This window comes from Kaistella treverensis, assembly GCF_900114045.1.
Lineage (GTDB): Bacteria > Bacteroidota > Bacteroidia > Flavobacteriales > Weeksellaceae > Kaistella > Kaistella treverensis.
Genome location: NZ_FORQ01000002.1, coordinates 25,777 through 42,467, shown reverse-complemented (window position 1 = coordinate 42,467; position 16,691 = coordinate 25,777). Strand labels below are relative to the sequence as shown.

The 16,691-nt window shown below is 43.5% G+C and carries 14 protein-coding genes; all 14 read right to left on the bottom strand.

Translation table 11 applies throughout. The features are described from left to right. Positions 1-48: 48 nt before the first annotated feature. A complete protein-coding gene (locus BMZ55_RS05595; RefSeq protein ID WP_143068752.1) occupies positions 49-369 on the bottom strand; it encodes a DUF6660 family protein in 321 nt (106 codons plus the stop codon). A gap of 200 nt (positions 370-569) precedes the next feature. Then, positions 570-3,314, bottom strand: a complete 2,745-nt coding sequence (locus BMZ55_RS05590) for a multicopper oxidase domain-containing protein (RefSeq protein ID WP_233701908.1) — start codon at positions 3,312-3,314, stop codon at positions 570-572. Positions 3,315-3,321: 7 nt separating this feature from the next. Continuing rightward, a complete protein-coding gene (locus tag BMZ55_RS05585; RefSeq protein ID WP_221404027.1) occupies positions 3,322-5,427 on the bottom strand; it encodes a heavy metal translocating P-type ATPase in 2,106 nt (701 codons plus the stop codon). A gap of 58 nt (positions 5,428-5,485) precedes the next feature. Continuing rightward, entirely contained in the window at positions 5,486-6,058 is a 573-nt protein-coding gene (locus BMZ55_RS05580) for a DUF305 domain-containing protein (protein ID WP_224134514.1), read from the bottom strand. Between the two features lie 12 nt (positions 6,059-6,070). Continuing rightward, a complete protein-coding gene (locus BMZ55_RS05575; protein ID WP_089819486.1) occupies positions 6,071-6,529 on the bottom strand; it encodes a heme-binding domain-containing protein in 459 nt (152 codons plus the stop codon). Between the two features lies 1 nt (position 6,530). Continuing rightward, positions 6,531-7,736: an efflux RND transporter periplasmic adaptor subunit gene (locus BMZ55_RS05570; protein WP_089819485.1), complete on the bottom strand. Its 1,206-nt coding sequence runs from the start codon at positions 7,734-7,736 to the stop codon at positions 6,531-6,533. Between the two features lie 11 nt (positions 7,737-7,747). Beyond that, entirely contained in the window at positions 7,748-8,998 is a 1,251-nt protein-coding gene (locus tag BMZ55_RS05565; protein WP_233701907.1) for a heavy metal-binding domain-containing protein, read from the bottom strand. Beyond that, positions 8,995-10,242, bottom strand: a complete 1,248-nt coding sequence (locus BMZ55_RS05560; RefSeq protein ID WP_089819484.1) for a TolC family protein — start codon at positions 10,240-10,242, stop codon at positions 8,995-8,997. The genes BMZ55_RS05565 and BMZ55_RS05560 overlap by 4 nt, the downstream gene beginning before the upstream one ends. A gap of 18 nt (positions 10,243-10,260) precedes the next feature. Beyond that, positions 10,261-12,219 (bottom strand): efflux RND transporter permease subunit, encoded by a 1,959-nt coding sequence (locus tag BMZ55_RS11505; protein ID WP_089819483.1) that lies wholly within the window; start codon positions 12,217-12,219, stop codon positions 10,261-10,263. A gap of 2 nt (positions 12,220-12,221) precedes the next feature. Continuing rightward, positions 12,222-13,505 carry an efflux RND transporter permease subunit gene (locus BMZ55_RS11500; protein WP_089819482.1) on the bottom strand — a complete coding sequence of 428 codons (1,284 nt, stop codon included), beginning with the start codon at positions 13,503-13,505 and terminating at the stop codon, positions 12,222-12,224. A 14-nt stretch (positions 13,506-13,519) separates the two neighbouring features. Next, positions 13,520-14,143: a DUF3347 domain-containing protein gene (locus BMZ55_RS05545; protein WP_089819481.1), complete on the bottom strand. Its 624-nt coding sequence runs from the start codon at positions 14,141-14,143 to the stop codon at positions 13,520-13,522. 19 nt (positions 14,144-14,162) lie between these two features. After that, a complete protein-coding gene (locus BMZ55_RS05540) occupies positions 14,163-14,549 on the bottom strand; it encodes a hypothetical protein (RefSeq protein WP_089819480.1) in 387 nt (128 codons plus the stop codon). A gap of 217 nt (positions 14,550-14,766) precedes the next feature. After that, the gene (locus tag BMZ55_RS05535) at positions 14,767-15,183 is read right to left on the bottom strand and encodes a hypothetical protein (protein ID WP_089819479.1); all 417 of its coding nucleotides are present in this window, start codon (positions 15,181-15,183) and stop codon (positions 14,767-14,769) included. Positions 15,184-15,759: 576 nt separating this feature from the next. Beyond that, on the bottom strand, positions 15,760-16,653 hold the full coding sequence (locus BMZ55_RS05530; protein ID WP_177179786.1) for an IPT/TIG domain-containing protein: 894 nt from the start codon (positions 16,651-16,653) through the stop codon (positions 15,760-15,762). Positions 16,654-16,691 lie beyond the last annotated feature (38 nt).

Here is a 16,691-nt window from a genome sequence, read left to right as displayed (position 1 = left end):
CTATTTAATAGCCGAGTGGTCTTCCGAAAAAATCCGAAGAAAAAGTAATTAACCTATTTTGGGGGGTTGCCAGATACCGGCAGGGTGGAGAATCTTGTGATGATATTTCCTATCAGGAAGAATATCTTTTATTACAACCTTGTGGTGCTCAGGAAGTAATGTATTAATCTGTGAAACTGATAAAGTCATACCACAACAATTGCAAACGCAGAAGGGCGTACAAAGGTCCGTATGTTCATCCTGACTTTGCTCCAAATGAACATCCTCTGCCACACACACCTTATCGCCGAAACCACTCGCTGCATCGCTGCAAGGTACTACGGTAAGTGCCATAAAGAATAAGGATAAAAGAAAGGCAAAAATTTTCACGGGGCTAATTTAATAAAAATATATTTACTTGAATTTATGTCTTAGCTCATATTACTGCAATGATTCCTCAGGTTGTAGGCTGGTATTGTTTGCCTCATGAGAATCTGTGTTTACGGCGGTCGTTATACGCTGTAAAAAAGAGTGCAACCGGTCTTTATTTGGCAGCTGCACTCTTTAAAATTGACACACTAAAAACTCCTTTAATAGTTCAGTGTAATCCCTGCACCCCAGCTCATATCGCTGTCGTAGTGGGTTGAGATTCCGATATTTTTTGTGACGATATATTTAAGACCTGCCATATATTCTTTGTCGGTATTGACCATGAATGCCCCGCGCAAACGCGCAGTCAACGGAATGTCTTCACGTTTCAGCTGGAACCTTACAATTCCGTCTGTAAATATTTCTGCCTGCAGGTCCACCAACATCGGGAGTTTATACATGATACCAGCGCTGAAAGTTTTTCTTTCATCTTTAGTAGATGCCTGTCCAAAAAGGTTTTTTTCGATATTATTCCTGTCAATCTTTCTATAATGGTAGTTAAATCCGATAAATGGTTTCAGCCACTGCATACGGTCCACATACCTGCCGAGTTGGGTTTCCACCTCGTAGCCGTGATGGGGATTGTAACCTAAACGCCATTCTGTTCCCAATTCCCAGCGGGCATTTGAGATCCTCGACATCCCGTCGTTACCATTAGTAGCAAAATCGTTTTCGGCCATAAGGTGCCACATGTTACTTTCGCGCTGGAGCTTTTTGTAAGCTGAAGCTTTATCGGGCAGCAAAGGATTCTGATAATCACCAACAGCAAAAACACGGTTCATCCCCGCCATCATGTGATAGAGGATGTGACAGTGGAAAAACCAGTCCCCGTCAGTTTTAGCTTCAAATTCGATGACATTAGTTTCCATCGGCATAATATCCAACACATTTTTGAGGGGTGCCTGAAGGCCATTTTTGTTGAGTACCCGAAAATCAAAACCGTGCAGGTGCATCGGGTGACGCATCATTGAATTATTGAATAGGGTAATGCGGAGAATTTCGCCTTTTTTTACCAATATTTTGTCAGATTCTGCCAGGACTTTATCGTCCATGCTCCATATGTAGCGGTTCATGTTTCCCGTAAGGGTAAACTTGAGCTCGCGCACGGGACTGTCTTTCGGGAGTGAAGTGTCATAAGGCGATTTCATCATCCCATAATTCAATGTGGTAATCCCGGAAGCAGGCATCTGATGCTGTGAGTGATCCATTTGCGCATCGTTGTTGTCCATCTTGTCCATCGGCATTGCTGCATTATTTTCAGCACTAATTTCAGGATACATCACCTGATTCATATCCATCGTCTGATAACTCATCTTCATGCCCATATCTTTCATGTCACCGTTCATCTTCATCATGTCGTTCATCATCTTCATCCCTTCAAAGTATTTGAGTTTGGGTAATGGATCATGGGATTTCGTAGCTCCTTCTCCAATAAACACTGACGCAGATTTTGTGCGGTCTTCGGGTGTAACAAGGAGTTCGTATGAAGTGTTTTTTTCAGGAATTTCCACTACGATATCCACTGTTTCGGAAACCGCCAGGATCAGGCGATCCACTTCGACCGGTTCAATATCCAATCCATCACTGGCCACTACTTTTATTTTTCCTCCGGCATAACTGAGCCAGAAATAGGAGGAAGCACCGCCGTTGGCGATTTGAAGCCGAACTTTATCACCGGCTTTATATCGGGAGAGTTGACTTTCGATTTTACCGTTAATCAGGAATGCATCATAATATACATCGCTCACGTCCATGGCCAGCATCCGCTTCCACTCGTTGGTGAGTTTTGTTTTAAAGTGGCCTTCTTTAATGGCTTCGGCATAACTTTGAGTACTGCCTTTTTTAATAGCAAACCAGTCGTTCGCATTGTGGAGCATCCGCTGGACGTTGTTGGGGTTCAGGTTCGTCCATTCGCTAAGGATAAGATGCTCTGTGGGCAGATCATCTATCCCTTTCCGGAAGGTAGGATCTTCGGGACGTTTTTTCAGAATCAACATGCCATACATTCCAATTTGTTCCTGCAGACCGGTATGTGAGTGATACCAGTGGGTACCGTTCTGAACGACGGGAAATGTATAGGTATAAACAGAATTTGGTGGAATGGGCTTCTGGGTCAGCCAGGGCACGCCGTCTTCTTTATTGGGAAGATGCACGCCGTGCCAATGCAGAGAAGTTTCTTCATCCATTAAATTATGGACAATAACTTCTGCCGTATCTCCTTCATAAAACTCCAGTTTTGGCATAGGAATCTGACCGTTTACCGCTATGGCTCTTTTCTCCTTACCCGCAAAATTCACGAGTGTATCTTTTACATAAAGATGATACGTCACTTTGCGCCCTCCTTTCAGGTTTTTTTCAGGCATCGGCATCACCATTTTGTGTTCACCATCCATTTGGGTACTTCCGTGTGCAGAATGATCTTCTTTTTTTTCTTGAAGGACCAGATTCATTCCGCATTTCGGACACTGTCCGGGTTTGTCTGAAACGACCTCGGGGTGCATCGGACATGTGTAACTTTTTTGCGCAGCTTCATGCTGATTATGATCTGAAGTTTGATGTTGTGGGGTCTTAACGGCGGCTGGATCTTTCGGTGTTGGTTTAGCCTTTGGCAGGACCGTTTTTTTAACTTCCGTTACCGTCTTTGTTTTTGCAGCGGTAATTTCAGGTTTCTTAGCCGTAGTTTTTTTAACTGCTGTAACTTTTTTAGGAGCAGCTGCCGGTTTGGCTGCCGGTTTTTTTTCGGTGATGGTTTTCTTCACCAGTGTCATGCCGCAAATGGGGCAGTTACCGGGTGCTGATTTCACGACCTGTGGATGCATCGGGCAGGTGTACACGGTTTTGGTGCTCTGTGAATAACTGTTTATGGACATTGCCATAAATAGGAAGAGCGAAAATATATATTTCATCCTGTGATTATTTAATTTTTAACAAACTTGCATTAAGTGCGACCACGATGGTACTGACACTCATCAGCACTGCGCCCATGGCGGGACTCAGGACAAATGTAGGATACAGAACACCCGCAGCAAGTGGAATAGCCACGACGTTGTAGCCCACTGCCCATACGAGATTCTGGATCATCTTGCTGTAGGTTTTCTTTCCAAAATCTATCATTTTTACCACGTCACGGGGATCACTGTTGACCAGAATAATATCTGCGGTTTCGGCAGCAACATCAGTTCCGCTGCCAACTGCAATGCCTACATCTGCTGCTGCCAAAGCCGGTGCATCATTTACGCCGTCTCCTGTCATGGCAACGATTTCCCCTTTGTCCTGGAATTCTTTTACTTTTTCCTGTTTGTGGTGCGGAAGTACATTTGCCAAATATCCGTCCATTCCTAACTGCTTTGACACCGCCGCCGCTACCTTTTCGTTATCACCTGTAAGCAGGAATGATTTAATGTTCATGCTTCGAAGTTGGTCAATAGCTTCTTTTGCGCCTTCGCGAATGGTATCTGCTAAAGAAACAATACCCACGGGCACGTCATCAATCAAAATAAAGTTCACTGTTTCTGCATCCTGGTTGATTTCTTCCGGAATGGCAGGTACCTGTTTATTGTTTTGAACAAAATAATTAGGACCAGCCGCGACAACCGATTTACCGTTTACGATTCCTGTCACTCCAATTCCCTGCATGTAGCGGAAACTGTCTGACTTCCATAGCTCCAGTTTTTTCTCGGAAAGGGTCTGCATGATTCCTTTTGCAATGTGATGTTCGGAGTTCTGCTGCACTGCTGCTGCATACTGGAGTAAATCGTTTTCCGAATAGTGTTCCGTTAGAGGAATGATTTTCTGCACAGTGTGGGAACCTTTCGTAAGGGTGCCGGTTTTATCGAAAATAATGGTCGATAATTTTCTGGTGGTTTCAAAAGCCGTGCGGTTTCTGATGAGTAAACCATTTGTCGCTGAAAGTGTAGTGGAAATGGCCACCACCAGAGGGATTGCCACTCCTAAAGCATGAGGGCAGGCCGTTACCATTACCGTTACCATCCGTTCCAGAGCAAAAGCCAAATCTCCCATGGTGATGTACCAGTAAGCGAAAGTTCCTACTCCCACCACAATTGCTACTATAGTAAGCCATTTGGCTACTTTATCCGCCAGATTCTGAGTGTTCGACTTTGCTGCCTGCGCATCCTGAACCAAATTAATGACCTTATTGAGGTACGAATCCTTTCCAACCCCTGTTGCTTTTATCTTTAAAGCCCCGTCTCCATTGATAGACCCTGCGATAACCTTTCCACCGGACTCTTTTCTTACAGGAACACTTTCTCCGGTCAGCATGCTTTCATTTAAATAGGAACTGCCCTCGACAATCAGACCGTCTGCGGCGACTTTTTCGCCCGGTCTTATGATTACGGTATCTCCGTTTTTCAGCTGTTCCAGTTTTATTTTGACGGGGCTTCCGTTCTGCTCGACGGTTACGTCATTTGGTAGTAAGGCAACTAGAGATTGCAACGCTTTTGAAGCAGCCATCTGCGAACGCATCTCGAGCCAGTGCCCAAGAAGCATGATCACAATTAAGGTGGCAAGTTCCCAGAAGAAATCCATGCCCGGCAGTCCGAATACGACGGCAACGGAATAGACATAAGCTACAGTAATTGCCAAAGCAACGAGCGTCATCATCCCAATAGCTCCGGCTTTCACTTCGCCCAAAAACCCTTTGAAAAAAGGCATTCCACCGTAGAAATAAATAATACTTCCTAAAACCAACAGCACGTATTTATCCCCAGGAAAAGCAATCGTAAAACCGAGCCACTGCTGAATCATGTGGGAAAGCAGCAGCACCGGAACAGAAAGCACCAGTGTAATCCAGAATCTTTTTAGAAAATCCGGAGTATGATGACCTGCATGTTTGTCAAATCCCGCCGCCGAACTATCAGATTCTGAGTGATGGCCATGATTCTGATGATGATGGCTGTGTTCGTCTTTTTCAGCTCGGGTGGTTCCTCCCAAGGGAATTAAGTTCATTCCGCAAAGTGGACATTTCCCCGGTTCGTCCTTCAATATCTGGGGATGCATGGGACAGGTGTATTTTTTCATAAATCAATTTTTTTGCGTTAAATTCTGCTATTTGAGATTACTTCCGGGTTTGAAGTTCCTTAATTTTCGCCCTCATGACAGCAATTTCTTCCTCCTGTGCTTTGATAATTTCCTCGCCCAACTTTCTCACTTCCGGATCGACCAGATTACTTTCTTCGACCATAAGAATAGCCCCTGCATGGTGTGGAATCATGGACTTTAGAAACTGGACATCTCCCACGGCTGTCTGCTGCCGAATCCCGGACCAAAACAGCACCATCATCAGCACTCCGAGGCCCATAAGAATTTTATTGAGTTTTTTGTTGGGATACATCTTCCCCATTAACAGCAGTTCGATGATCAACATAGGAGAAGCCATCAGGCCTGCCATGTATAACTGGTTTATGTTTGGAATTACGTTAGCCAGCTTGTCCACCATCGCATACATTAGTATAAACATTGAAATAAAGGAAATCAGAAGCATCCAAAATAACTTTTTGTATGCAGAGGCATGGCTTTCTTGCGCGTGCTGGACAGACTCCTTGCCCGATTCCATTTCATGTTTGGAATGATTGCCTGTTGTTGAATCAGTATCCTTAAGCATGTTGTGATCATGTTCTAAATTTTTCATCCTAGTAATTTTTTAGTGTGGGTTAATGGTATTAAAAAAATCTAACAGTTCTTTTTTTTCATCCGCTGATAATCTGGCGTTTCCGTGCATCATGCGGTATGATTTTAAAGGCATTTCGTCTTTCTCAATCTGGCTGATGATGCTTTTTATTTTTGCTTTTTTACGTCTTTTTGAATAGTTATTGAACTCATCAAAATTGAGTTCTTCTTTGCCTTTTTTAATATGCCGGGCCATGAACCACGCGCCCGGCTGTAATACCGAATACCAGGGATAACGGGTATTATTTGAATGACAGTCATAGCAGGAAACTTTAAGGATTGCAGCCACGTTGGCGGGCACCTTTTCGGTTTTTTCAAAACTTTGACCTGGCGGAACGGTGGAGACATTACGCTCCACCGGTATGACCTGAATGACTAAAACAATAGCCACCACTAGCACCGCCAGCCAGCCTATCATATTCAATTTTCTCATATTACATTGTGCTCATATCGTGACCCGCCATGGGATCGACCCCTTTCTTGAATATATATTCACTGTTCAGCAGATAGGCCCCGGAAACCACTACTTCGTCACCCGACTTGATTCCGGAGGTAATTTCTATTCTGTCTTCATACTCCAGACCCGTTTCCACCATTCTGTTGACGAAGGTGTTCTTCGCGGTTTTCACCCACACCGTGGAGGATTTACCATCTCTAATCACCGCATCCACAGGCATGGAAAGGCCATCACGGGATTTGTTTTCCACCAGAACATATACCGGCATTCCGGGTTTCAGCAGATTTCCTTTGTTAGGCACGGAAACGCGAACCAGATTTATCCTGCTGGAAGCGCTGATTTCTGGGTTTGTAAAATCAATCTTCCCATTAATCTTCAAATTATCCAGATCGGGAATATACACGGTAACTTTGCTGTCTTTCTGAAGGAGAGCCATTTGAGAGGAATAGACCTGCGCTTCCGCCCACAGCGATGAAAGATCTGCCAGATTCACGATGGTGCCACCTTCTGCAAGATAATCGCCTTCGGCAATGCTCAGATCGGTGATGTAACCGGCTGCATTGCTGAACACAGTGGTGGTAGGTGTGGCTTTTCCTGATCTTTCCAGCTGTTTGATCTGGCTTTCCGACATTCCCCATAAATAAAGCTTGTTTCGGGAACTTTGGAGCAGCTGGTCAAAATCAATGGAAGTATTACCGACGAAGAGCTTGCGTCTTTCTAATGCCAGCAAATATTCCTGCTTTGCATTATTGAGTTCTTCACTGTAAATATCGACCAACGGCGCCCCCTTCGGAACAAAATCGCCAATGTTTTTATAATACAACCGTTCAACTCTACCCATTACTCTTGAACTTACTGCCTGCATTTGGTACTGATTAAAATTGAGTGTTCCGGTCAGCGTAAGTTTATCAGCCATAGACCCATCTGATAGCGCGACTGTTTTGATATTCCCAAGTTTAACCTGCTCGTCATTCAAAATAATTTCGTTAGGATCAGCATTCTTTTTCTTCTCGACAGGCACCAAATCCATGTGACAAATCGGGCATTTTCCGGGTTTATCGGAGACTACCTGTGGGTGCATGGAACAGGTGTAGTATATATCGTGGCCGGCATGCGGATCTTCCTCCTTTTTACAGGAGTAAAGAAAAACCAGCAAGGCCAGCATTAAAATATTGAATTTCATCTTATCAATTTTTATCTGTTAATTTTTATGAAACTTTCGCTGTCCATCAGGTACTGTGCATTTTCGGCAACTCCATCTTCAGGAAGCAAACCACTGATGATCTGAATTTTATCGCCTACCACCGCGCCGGTAACAACTTTATGGGCAATAAAACCGCCTTCTACTTTTTTGAACGCGATTTTATCAATCCCTAAAGAAACCACCGCTGATTTCGGCAGCCAGTCTGCCATTCTATTGTGGCTCATAATCTCCGCTTTAACCTGACTTCCGACAGGAATTTTTGCGGTGGAATTATCAAAATAGACGCGCGCCGTTACGGTTTTGCTGCCCTGTCTGAAAAAGGGTTCAATAAAACCGATGGTTCCTTTGAAGCGGTTATCCGGATTGGCTTCCGGGATGATCATGACTGACTGTCCTTTGCTGACCAGCGCGATGTCTTCAGAAAAAATATTGATCAGGGCCCAGGTTCTGTTGGGATTGAAGACACTGAAAATATTCTGTCCTTTTTGAAGATACATTCCTTCCTTCAGAGGTAATTCAGCGGTAACTGCCGTATTTGAAGCCATTGCGGGAGCGGGTTGCTGTGCTGAAGCCATGGATCCTGCCGATCCTGCCTGCTGAATGTGTCCGCTGTAATTGCTGAAAACCGGAACTGTGAGATCAGGTTTTCCTCTCTGTATGACTTTCTGAATCTGTGAAGCCGGCATTCCCAAAAGAAGGAGTTTTTGGCGTGAAGCATCAATCATCGTTTTGTTTGAGCGGTCATTTTTCAGAACAAAGAGTAGGTTTTGCTGCGCGGTTAACAGTTCCGGGCTGTATATATCTAAAATGCGCTGGCCTTTGGACACTTTCTGGTATTTATACCGCACATAGAGTTTTTCGATACGGCCCGCAACGCGTGAGGAAATACTGCCAATCTGTCGAGTATCGTATTCTACCGTCCCTAAAGCATCGACCGTGGTCGGGATGTTTTCCTTTTTTAACTTTACGACCGGCAATTCCGAGACAACAAATTCATTGGTTGGTTTCAGCAGATCGTCGAGTTTAATCCCCTCTTCCTTTTTTTCAGGGGCATCTTTCAGGACCAAATCCATACCGCATTTCGGACACTGGCCAGGTTTGTCTGAGATCACTTCCGGATGCATCGGACAGGTATAAGTATGCATTGCAGCTTCTGCCGAGTGCTTATCTTCCCAGAACTTTAATTTATCACACGCCGTCAAACCCAACAAAAGCATGGTGAATATTATAATTTTTCTCATCTTCTTTCAATTAAGCGGTCAATTTCAGTTTGCGTCTGCAGTGCTTTGGTAAGGATCTCGAAATATTCCAGTTGGGACATATTCAGCTGTTCCCAGGCATCGTACAACATGAAGAGTTCTTCCGTATTCTGCTCGTAGCCCAACTGCATGGATTTGTAGTTGTTTTTTAAAGCTGGAATGATGGTGTCTTCATATAGTTTGAGCTGATTTTTATTCAGGTCCAGTTCATTGCGCATTCCGTAGGCCATTCCACTGTATTCGTTCACCATCATTTCTTTCTGTGCCTGCAAGGCTTCTTCTTTCAGTTTCAGGCTTTCAATATTGGCTTTACTCATGCCTGAAGCCCAGGAAACAAACGGCAGCTTTGCCATCAACATAAGTGAAAACTGCATGGGCTGGCCACCAAAACCGAACATATTTTCGAACTTAACGCCGAATTCCGGTCTCAGATTCTGTTTTTCCAGATCCTGCTTCAGTTTGGCAATATTGATTTCCCGGTCGATGCCGCGGAGATCACTTCTGTTCTGATAAAAGAGATCCTGACCAAAAGTCTCGAGAGAATAGTCATTCAGGTTGTATTCCGGCTCAATCTCCAGCGGTGCGAGCGCGTCTCTTCCCATGAGGGCATTCAACCGGATCCGGTTGACGCGAAGGTCATTCTCGTACATGAGCTGCATGTTTTTGGAACTGCCAAGCGCAGCTTTCGCTTTGTAATATGCCGATATTTTACCGAGTCCGTTTTTGTACCGGATTTCGGCGTTTCTGATCATGAAATCCAGCATCTTTTCGTTTTCCTTTACGACCTGCAGCTTTTTATCCAGGACGATTGAACTGTAATACAGTTTTTTCGCATCCTGAAAGTTTTCATTGAGGGTGGCATAGAGTTTTTCCTTTTCTACGGAAGACATCGCCTTCATCAGATTTTCGTTGGCATCAAGTTTCCTTGTGTTGGGAAACATCTGCTCCACAGAAACTGCTACTGAGCCCATACCGAGCATATCGCCGTCGCGTTGCCAGAGTTTTGGATTATAGGGTGTCATAAACAACCCGGCTCCAACGGTTGGGGGCATCCAGCTTCTTGCGCCTTTGGCCGAAGCGTCCATTGACCGGACTTCCGCATTATACATTTTAACCACAGGATTGTTGGCTGCAATACTGTCCATTACTGCCGGCAACGGCATCCGCTGAGCATAACTGGTGGTGCAGAGCAAAGCAAGTACTCCTGTTATTATGAATTTTTTCATTTTGTAATCATTTTAGGATTAATGGGAAGCGTCGAGGACGTCAATTTTCCCCAGTTTGTTCAGTTCCCATTCTTTCTGCATGTAAAAGATAATGGGGGTTACCAACAGGATGTGAATTGCGGAAGTAAAAACGCCACCGACCATCGGCAATACGATTGGTTTCATCATATCACTTCCAACGCCGTGACTCCACAGGATGGGAACGAGTCCGAAAAGGGTAACACACACTGTCATAATTTTAGGTCTTAATCTTTTCGCTGCTCCATTGATGACATACTCCCGAAGTTCTTCATTGGTAATGGTCTCCCGTGAGTTGCCGTTCTTCGTGGTAAGCTGAATCATGGCATCGTTCAGGTAGATAACCATCACGATTCCGGTTTCTACCGCAAGTCCGAACAGGGCAATAAATCCCACTGCTACTGCTACGGAGAGATTAACACCCCAAAGCGAAATCATAAAGACACCGCCGATTAAGGCGAAAGGAATACTGATGAGATTAAAGAAAGCTTCGCGGTAAGAATTGAATGCAAAGTACATGGAAAGAAAGATCACGATTAATACGAGGGGCATAATCATTTTTAAAGTCTGCTCTCCGCGAATCAGGTTTTCGTACTGACCGCTCCATTCCACGAAATAACCTTTTGGCATTTTGTTCACCATGTTATTGAGTTTTGCCTGGGCTTCTTCTACGGTACTGCCTAAATCCCGGTCGCGTACGTTGAATAGAACAGTTCCACGCAACATTGCATTTTCAGAATTGATCATTGGTGGTCCTTCTGTAAGACGAATGTCAGCCACTGCACTTAGCGGAATGGAACCAAATTCCATCGTCTGCATGGGCAATCTTCTCAGAGATTCCAAATTATTTCTGAAATCCTGGCCGTATCTGGCATTTACCGAAAAGCGCTGTCGGCCTTCCACGGTGGTGGTGAGTTTCATTCCGCCGAGCGCACTTTCCACGACGGCATTTACATCATCCACACTTAGGCCGTATCTTCCTATTTCTTCGCGTTTCACTTCAATATCCACATATTTTCCGCCGGTAATGGGTTCTACGTACATGTCTTTTATTCCTTCAATACCGGTGAGTTCCTTTTTTATTTTTTCGGAAAGGACTGCGATACTGTCCAGGTTCTGTCCGTACACTTTTACGCCCACATCCGTTCTAATCCCTGTTGAAAGCATATTGATCCGGTTGGAAATCGGCATGGTCCAACCATTGGTTACGCCGGGAATCTGCAGTTTGGCATTCAATTCATTAATAAGATCGTCTTTTGTAAGGCCGTCGCGCCATTCGTCCTGAGGTTTCAACAGAATGATGGTTTCAATCATTGAAATGGGTGAATTATCTGTCGCCGTGTTTGCTCTTCCGGCTTTTCCGAGAACATGATCCACCTCCGGAACTCCTTTAATGATTTTATCCTGCACCTGAAGTAATCTTTTGGCTTCAGAGTTCGAAATATCAGGCAAAGTGACCGGCATAAAGAGTAGTGAGCCTTCATCTAAGGGCGGCATAAACTCACGGCCGAGGTTCATAATTAAAGGGATGCTGATAAGAAGGGCAAGAATATTAATGCCAAGCGTTGTTTTTTTCCATTCCATGCACCAGCGAATGATGGGTTCGTATATCCGCTCAAGCCCTCTGTTTATCGGGTTTTTATTGTCATCCTTAAACTTTCCTTTCATGAAAAAAGAGATAAGCACCGGCGCAAGGGTAAGTACCAGGATCGCATCTACGATCAGTATAAAGGTTTTGGTGTACGCCAGCGGGTGAAAAAGTTTACCTTCCTGACCTGTCAACATAAATACGGGGAGAAAGGAAACCACGATAATCACCGTAGAGAAAAAGACCCCTCTGGATACCTGTAAGGATGATTTTTCGATAATCTTCAGCCGAATATCTTCGGGAATTTTAACGTAACTCTCTTTCTCTTTGTCTTTTTTTCTGAATATATTTTTAAACCAGTTGGTTTTCATTGTTATGGGTTTTTATTTTGTTGATGGTTCTGCCAATCGGAGAGATTTTTATAGGCATTTTCGGACATGATAATTCCGTTATCTACAATCACCCCGATTGCCAGTGCAATTCCGGTAAGCGACATAATATTGGATGAAAGTCCAAACGCATTGAGCAGAATAAAGCTGATGGCAATGGTGACCGGAATCTGAATAATAATGCTGAATGCACTTCGCCAGTGAAAGAGGAACAGAATAACAATGATGGCGACCACGATGATCTCTTCGATCAGCTTGGTTTTGATATTGTCTATTGCCCCTTCAATAAGAGTACTGCGGTCGTACGATGTTTTGAAAGTGACACCTTCAGGTAGTCCTTTTTCAACGTCCTTCATTTTCTCTTTCACATCGTTGATGACCTTATCTGCATTTTCGCCATACCGTGCCACAACGATACCGCCCACAACTTCGCCTTCACCGTCTGCATCAAAAATACCCAGACGCAGATCGCCACCCATCTGTACAGAGCCAATATCTTTGACCCGCACGGGAATACCGTTGTAATTTCCCAAAGCAATTTCTTCGATATCGGCTACGTTCTTGATGTAACCCAGACCGCGAATGATATAGGCCATATCAGCCATTTCAAATTTACGTCCGCCCACATCATTATTGTTGGCTTTCACTTTGTTCATGACATCCATCAGAGAGACGTTATAGTACTGGAGTTTTACAGGATCTACAATGAGTTGGTACTGTTTTTCGAAGCCGCCAAAGGAGGCTACTTCCGCCACACCGGGAACCGTCTGCAGAGCAAATTTCACATACCAGTCCTGGAGGGCGCGCTGGTCTCCCAAATCCATTTTAGGTGCATCGAAATGGTACCAGAAGACGTGACCAACGCCGGTACCATCCGGTCCGAGCGTAGGCGTTACGTCTTGCGGGAGTAGGCGTTGGGCATAGTTGAGCCGTTCCATTACCCGGGTTCTGGCCCAGTAAATGTCCACGTTATCTTCGAAAATAACATACACGAAGCTCATCCCAAACATAGAGGAAGCCCGGATATTTTTGATTTTCGGAATGCCCTGAAGGTTGCTGACCAGCGGGAAAGTCACCTGATCTTCAATAATCTGGGGACTTCTGCCCATCCACTCCGTAAAAACGATGACCTGGTTCTCACTCAGATCCGGAATTGCATCGATGGGATTGTCCCTTACCGCAAAAATACCCCAGATAAAAAGGCCGATTGCTATCAGCAAAACGAAATACCTGTTGCGGAGGGACAGTTTGATTAAATTTTGAATCATGGTTCTGTACGGTTTTACTTAATTTCTTCCTGAACCTCGCCACATGAAAGCATTTCTTTGCCGTAATAAGGATTCTTCACCTCACGTGAATCGCTAAGCCAGAAGGCCCCTTTGTTATCATTATACATCGGGCAGAATACTTTGTACACCGGTTTTGGAGTTCCGAAATCTTTCAGCAGGTCGTAAAAATCTGCGCTCATTAAATCCAGATGTTCGCGCTGATGATCAATCTTTCCGGCGTTATCTGCAATGTGCTCGGCGTGTTCACTGATGCTTGATTCGAGGTCAGCAAATTCTTTTTTCTGTTCAGCAGAAAAACCGTTTATGTCTATTTTGGGAAAAGAAGCGAGGATCCCTTTGGCTGCACTCACCGCTTCTTTATCCTCATCACCGGACAACGCGAATGTAAGGTGGGTGTAATGAGAATAGAGCTCCGTAAGGTCAGCGGTAGTTTTTTTGGCGGTGGTCACGGTTACCTTAGCATCCATTGCCATATTGTCCATCGCTGAACTGTCCGACATCGTGCTCATATCATGCTGCATTGATGTTTCAGTGGATTTTTTCTGTTCTTTGTTTTCTTTACAAGAAGAGAGTGCAAGTGTGCCAATTGCTAAAAGGCTGAATATTAGTGTTTTCATTATTTTATAAGTTTAAAGGTTATTTATTATTAAAAAAGGCTTCGTAGTTTGCTTTATTTTCGAAGTACACGACATTATCATTTTTATCAGAGATTGCGATAATTGCGGTCGCTTTATCGATGAGTTGATGAGATATCGGATCATACGCCATGCGCGCATTTTCTTCCTGCGGGATTCTGAGTTTGCAGTTTTCGCAGCAACCGTAGTAGGTTTTGCCGTCATGCTTTACTTCGAGCTGTTTTTTGCCCATGTAGGCGTTGTTTACCATACAGACCTGGTCGTAAGGAACAATGTCGCCGGTCTTGAACTGTGCATTGGTAATTTGGGTATTTTCGGCTTTTGAATTGGTGCAGGAAACGAGAAACACTGCTACAAAAGCCAGTATTCCTAAAAGAATATTCTTCATTAAATTATCGGTTAAAGGTTAAATTTGAGCCTCCGTCTTGAGAGACTGTGTACGAATATCCTGATCTTCAAGTTGTTCTTTAAAGAACATTCTTTTCTAAAAGATTACTTAAAGGAGAAATGGAAGTTCGAAGGGACATTCAGCACCGCTAAATAATCTGCGGAAAGTGTCATAAACACTTCACGACCAGACACAATTCGGGCTGTAAAAGAAGATCTTAACCTATTTTGGGCGGTTCCCAAATGGTATAGAATCCACCGGAGTAATGGGGATTCTGATAAAAGAAATTAGAATTTTTGTCATCGTAACCGGACGCTTCGTTTTTAGAATCCTCTAAAAATTTGCTGTCTGCTAGAATGGTATACTGAGCAGTGCTGCAAAGGTTACCGCTGCAATTTCCTGAGCATCCATCGGTTTGACAATTGTGTGATTTTGGGTGACAGCATTCTTCTTTGCAATCGTCGCTGTCGCACGACGGCTGTATCTGTGCGAATGACTGTTTTATGAAAGTTTGCGAACTGGTCGCGGTTTTAATAACCTGCTTCTCCTTTTTACTGCAAGCCTGAGAAATCCCTGGCGCCAGAAATAACGCGAGTGTAAGGGAAAGGAACAGTATTTTAAAATTTCCGACCATTGTAAGTAAACAGCACAAAGATAGGGAATTATTTTAGAAGCAATATCTGCGAAACCGAAACACAAAAGCTGGTTTTGTTACTAAAGTTTAATTGAAAACTGGCGTTGATTTTTGCGCTTAAGCCCGCCTCACGCAAAACCCTTATTCAACTAAACCTCCGATAACTTTTTACCATTCACAAATATGAGTTAATGTTGTAAAATTAATTAAATAAAGTATGAAAACGACGCAAAAAAAAGAGACCTTTTTACAAGTCTCTTCAATTTTTTTAAAAAACTTTTTTACGGTAAAACCATAATGCTCAAAAAAGCTCCAAAAGCTTCCATTCGAAAGCATTTTATCTCAGCGCTTTATGTCGGATCTTCAAGGCTTGCGAAACTTTGGTTATTAGGCGATCGTTTATGTTTTAATTTTTCAATTAATAATTTGTCTATCATCATGTTCTCTTCATATCTCGGTCACCAATTTCCTTGATTTTGTTCAGAGAGAATCTTCACGATCTGAACCTTGTTTTAAATGATTTGGTAAAAAAAAAGAGGCTGATTATAAGTCATGCCTCTTTAGTTGATTACCAGATTAATAGTAATATCCAATATCATCCAAATAGATATCGTTTGGTTCTCCCTGAGCGTGATTAAGTGTTAAATTCATTGTTTCAGGAGCAGAAGCAAGTCCAAATTCAGACCACGGAATTTCAATGTACTGATATTCGGTTGCTGAACTAATCGTTGGAGTGGCAGCCCAACTATAATTTAAAATTATTTTAATACCTTGGTTAATGGTGGCATTGGATTTAATGTAAAATCGAATTCCTTTTGCGTTTGAAGGTATTGAAGGACTATTTTCGATTTGGAATCCCGACCATGCTTTGGCTGACCATTTTATGGCTTTTGTGCCTTGCCAAATATTTGCCGGATCTTCAGCATAAGCAACATCATAGACATCGCCTGACCAAGTGGAGTTGGTTACTGCACCGTAGAAAGCATCATCATAAATAGAAGTTCCAATCTGTGATTGATAGGTGAGAGCACCGGAAAGAGTCGAAACGCTTACTTTCTTCCCTTGCGAACCTGCAGGCAAAGTGGCAACGATCTCGGTAAGGGTGTAAGAAACAATGGTCGCTTCTGCGTCTCCTACGGTAACGGTAGGATTTACAAAGTAATTTCCTTTGATGGTAATGTTGCTTCCATCAGCAGCATTTATTGGATGAAAACCATTGAAAACAGGAGCAGGAGGAGCGATTACAAAATCGTATTCAGCGGTACCATAAGTGGTTACAACTTCCAATTTGTTGGTAATATTGGTGTAAGGAGTATTTTCATCAATGGTGATAATAATTGCTCCATCTGTCACGAAATTGGAATTGAAAGTAGACTCGTAACCATTAAAATACACATGTTTCGTAGATTGCAGATTCTTACCTTTGATGATGTAAGTATTGTTTGCAAAACCCACATGGGTGGCTTCCAAAGGATTAACGGGTTGTCCCTCAGTATTCACTGATGCAG

What these genes read in the sequence shown, in the direction of transcription:
- BMZ55_RS05580 (WP_224134514.1), bottom strand. Translation starts at nt 6,058, where the DNA reads ATGAAAAATTTAGAACATGATCACAACATGCTTAAGGATACTGATTCA.
- BMZ55_RS05535 (WP_089819479.1), bottom strand. Translation starts at nt 15,183, where the DNA reads ATGGTCGGAAATTTTAAAATACTGTTCCTTTCCCTTACACTCGCGTTA.
- BMZ55_RS05560 (WP_089819484.1), bottom strand. Translation starts at nt 10,242, where the DNA reads ATGAAAAAATTCATAATAACAGGAGTACTTGCTTTGCTCTGCACCACC.
- BMZ55_RS05545 (WP_089819481.1), bottom strand. Translation starts at nt 14,143, where the DNA reads ATGAAAACACTAATATTCAGCCTTTTAGCAATTGGCACACTTGCACTC.
- BMZ55_RS11505 (WP_089819483.1), bottom strand. Translation starts at nt 12,219, where the DNA reads ATGAAAACCAACTGGTTTAAAAATATATTCAGAAAAAAAGACAAAGAG.
- BMZ55_RS11500 (WP_089819482.1), bottom strand. Translation starts at nt 13,505, where the DNA reads ATGATTCAAAATTTAATCAAACTGTCCCTCCGCAACAGGTATTTCGTT.
- BMZ55_RS05565 (WP_233701907.1), bottom strand. Translation starts at nt 8,998, where the DNA reads ATGAGAAAAATTATAATATTCACCATGCTTTTGTTGGGTTTGACGGCG.
- BMZ55_RS05585 (WP_221404027.1), bottom strand. Translation starts at nt 5,427, where the DNA reads ATGCATCCCCAGATATTGAAGGACGAACCGGGGAAATGTCCACTTTGC.
- BMZ55_RS05590 (WP_233701908.1), bottom strand. Translation starts at nt 3,314, where the DNA reads ATGAAATATATATTTTCGCTCTTCCTATTTATGGCAATGTCCATAAAC.
- BMZ55_RS05570 (WP_089819485.1), bottom strand. Translation starts at nt 7,736, where the DNA reads ATGAAATTCAATATTTTAATGCTGGCCTTGCTGGTTTTTCTTTACTCC.
- BMZ55_RS05575 (WP_089819486.1), bottom strand. Translation starts at nt 6,529, where the DNA reads ATGAGAAAATTGAATATGATAGGCTGGCTGGCGGTGCTAGTGGTGGCT.
- BMZ55_RS05540 (WP_089819480.1), bottom strand. Translation starts at nt 14,549, where the DNA reads ATGAAGAATATTCTTTTAGGAATACTGGCTTTTGTAGCAGTGTTTCTC.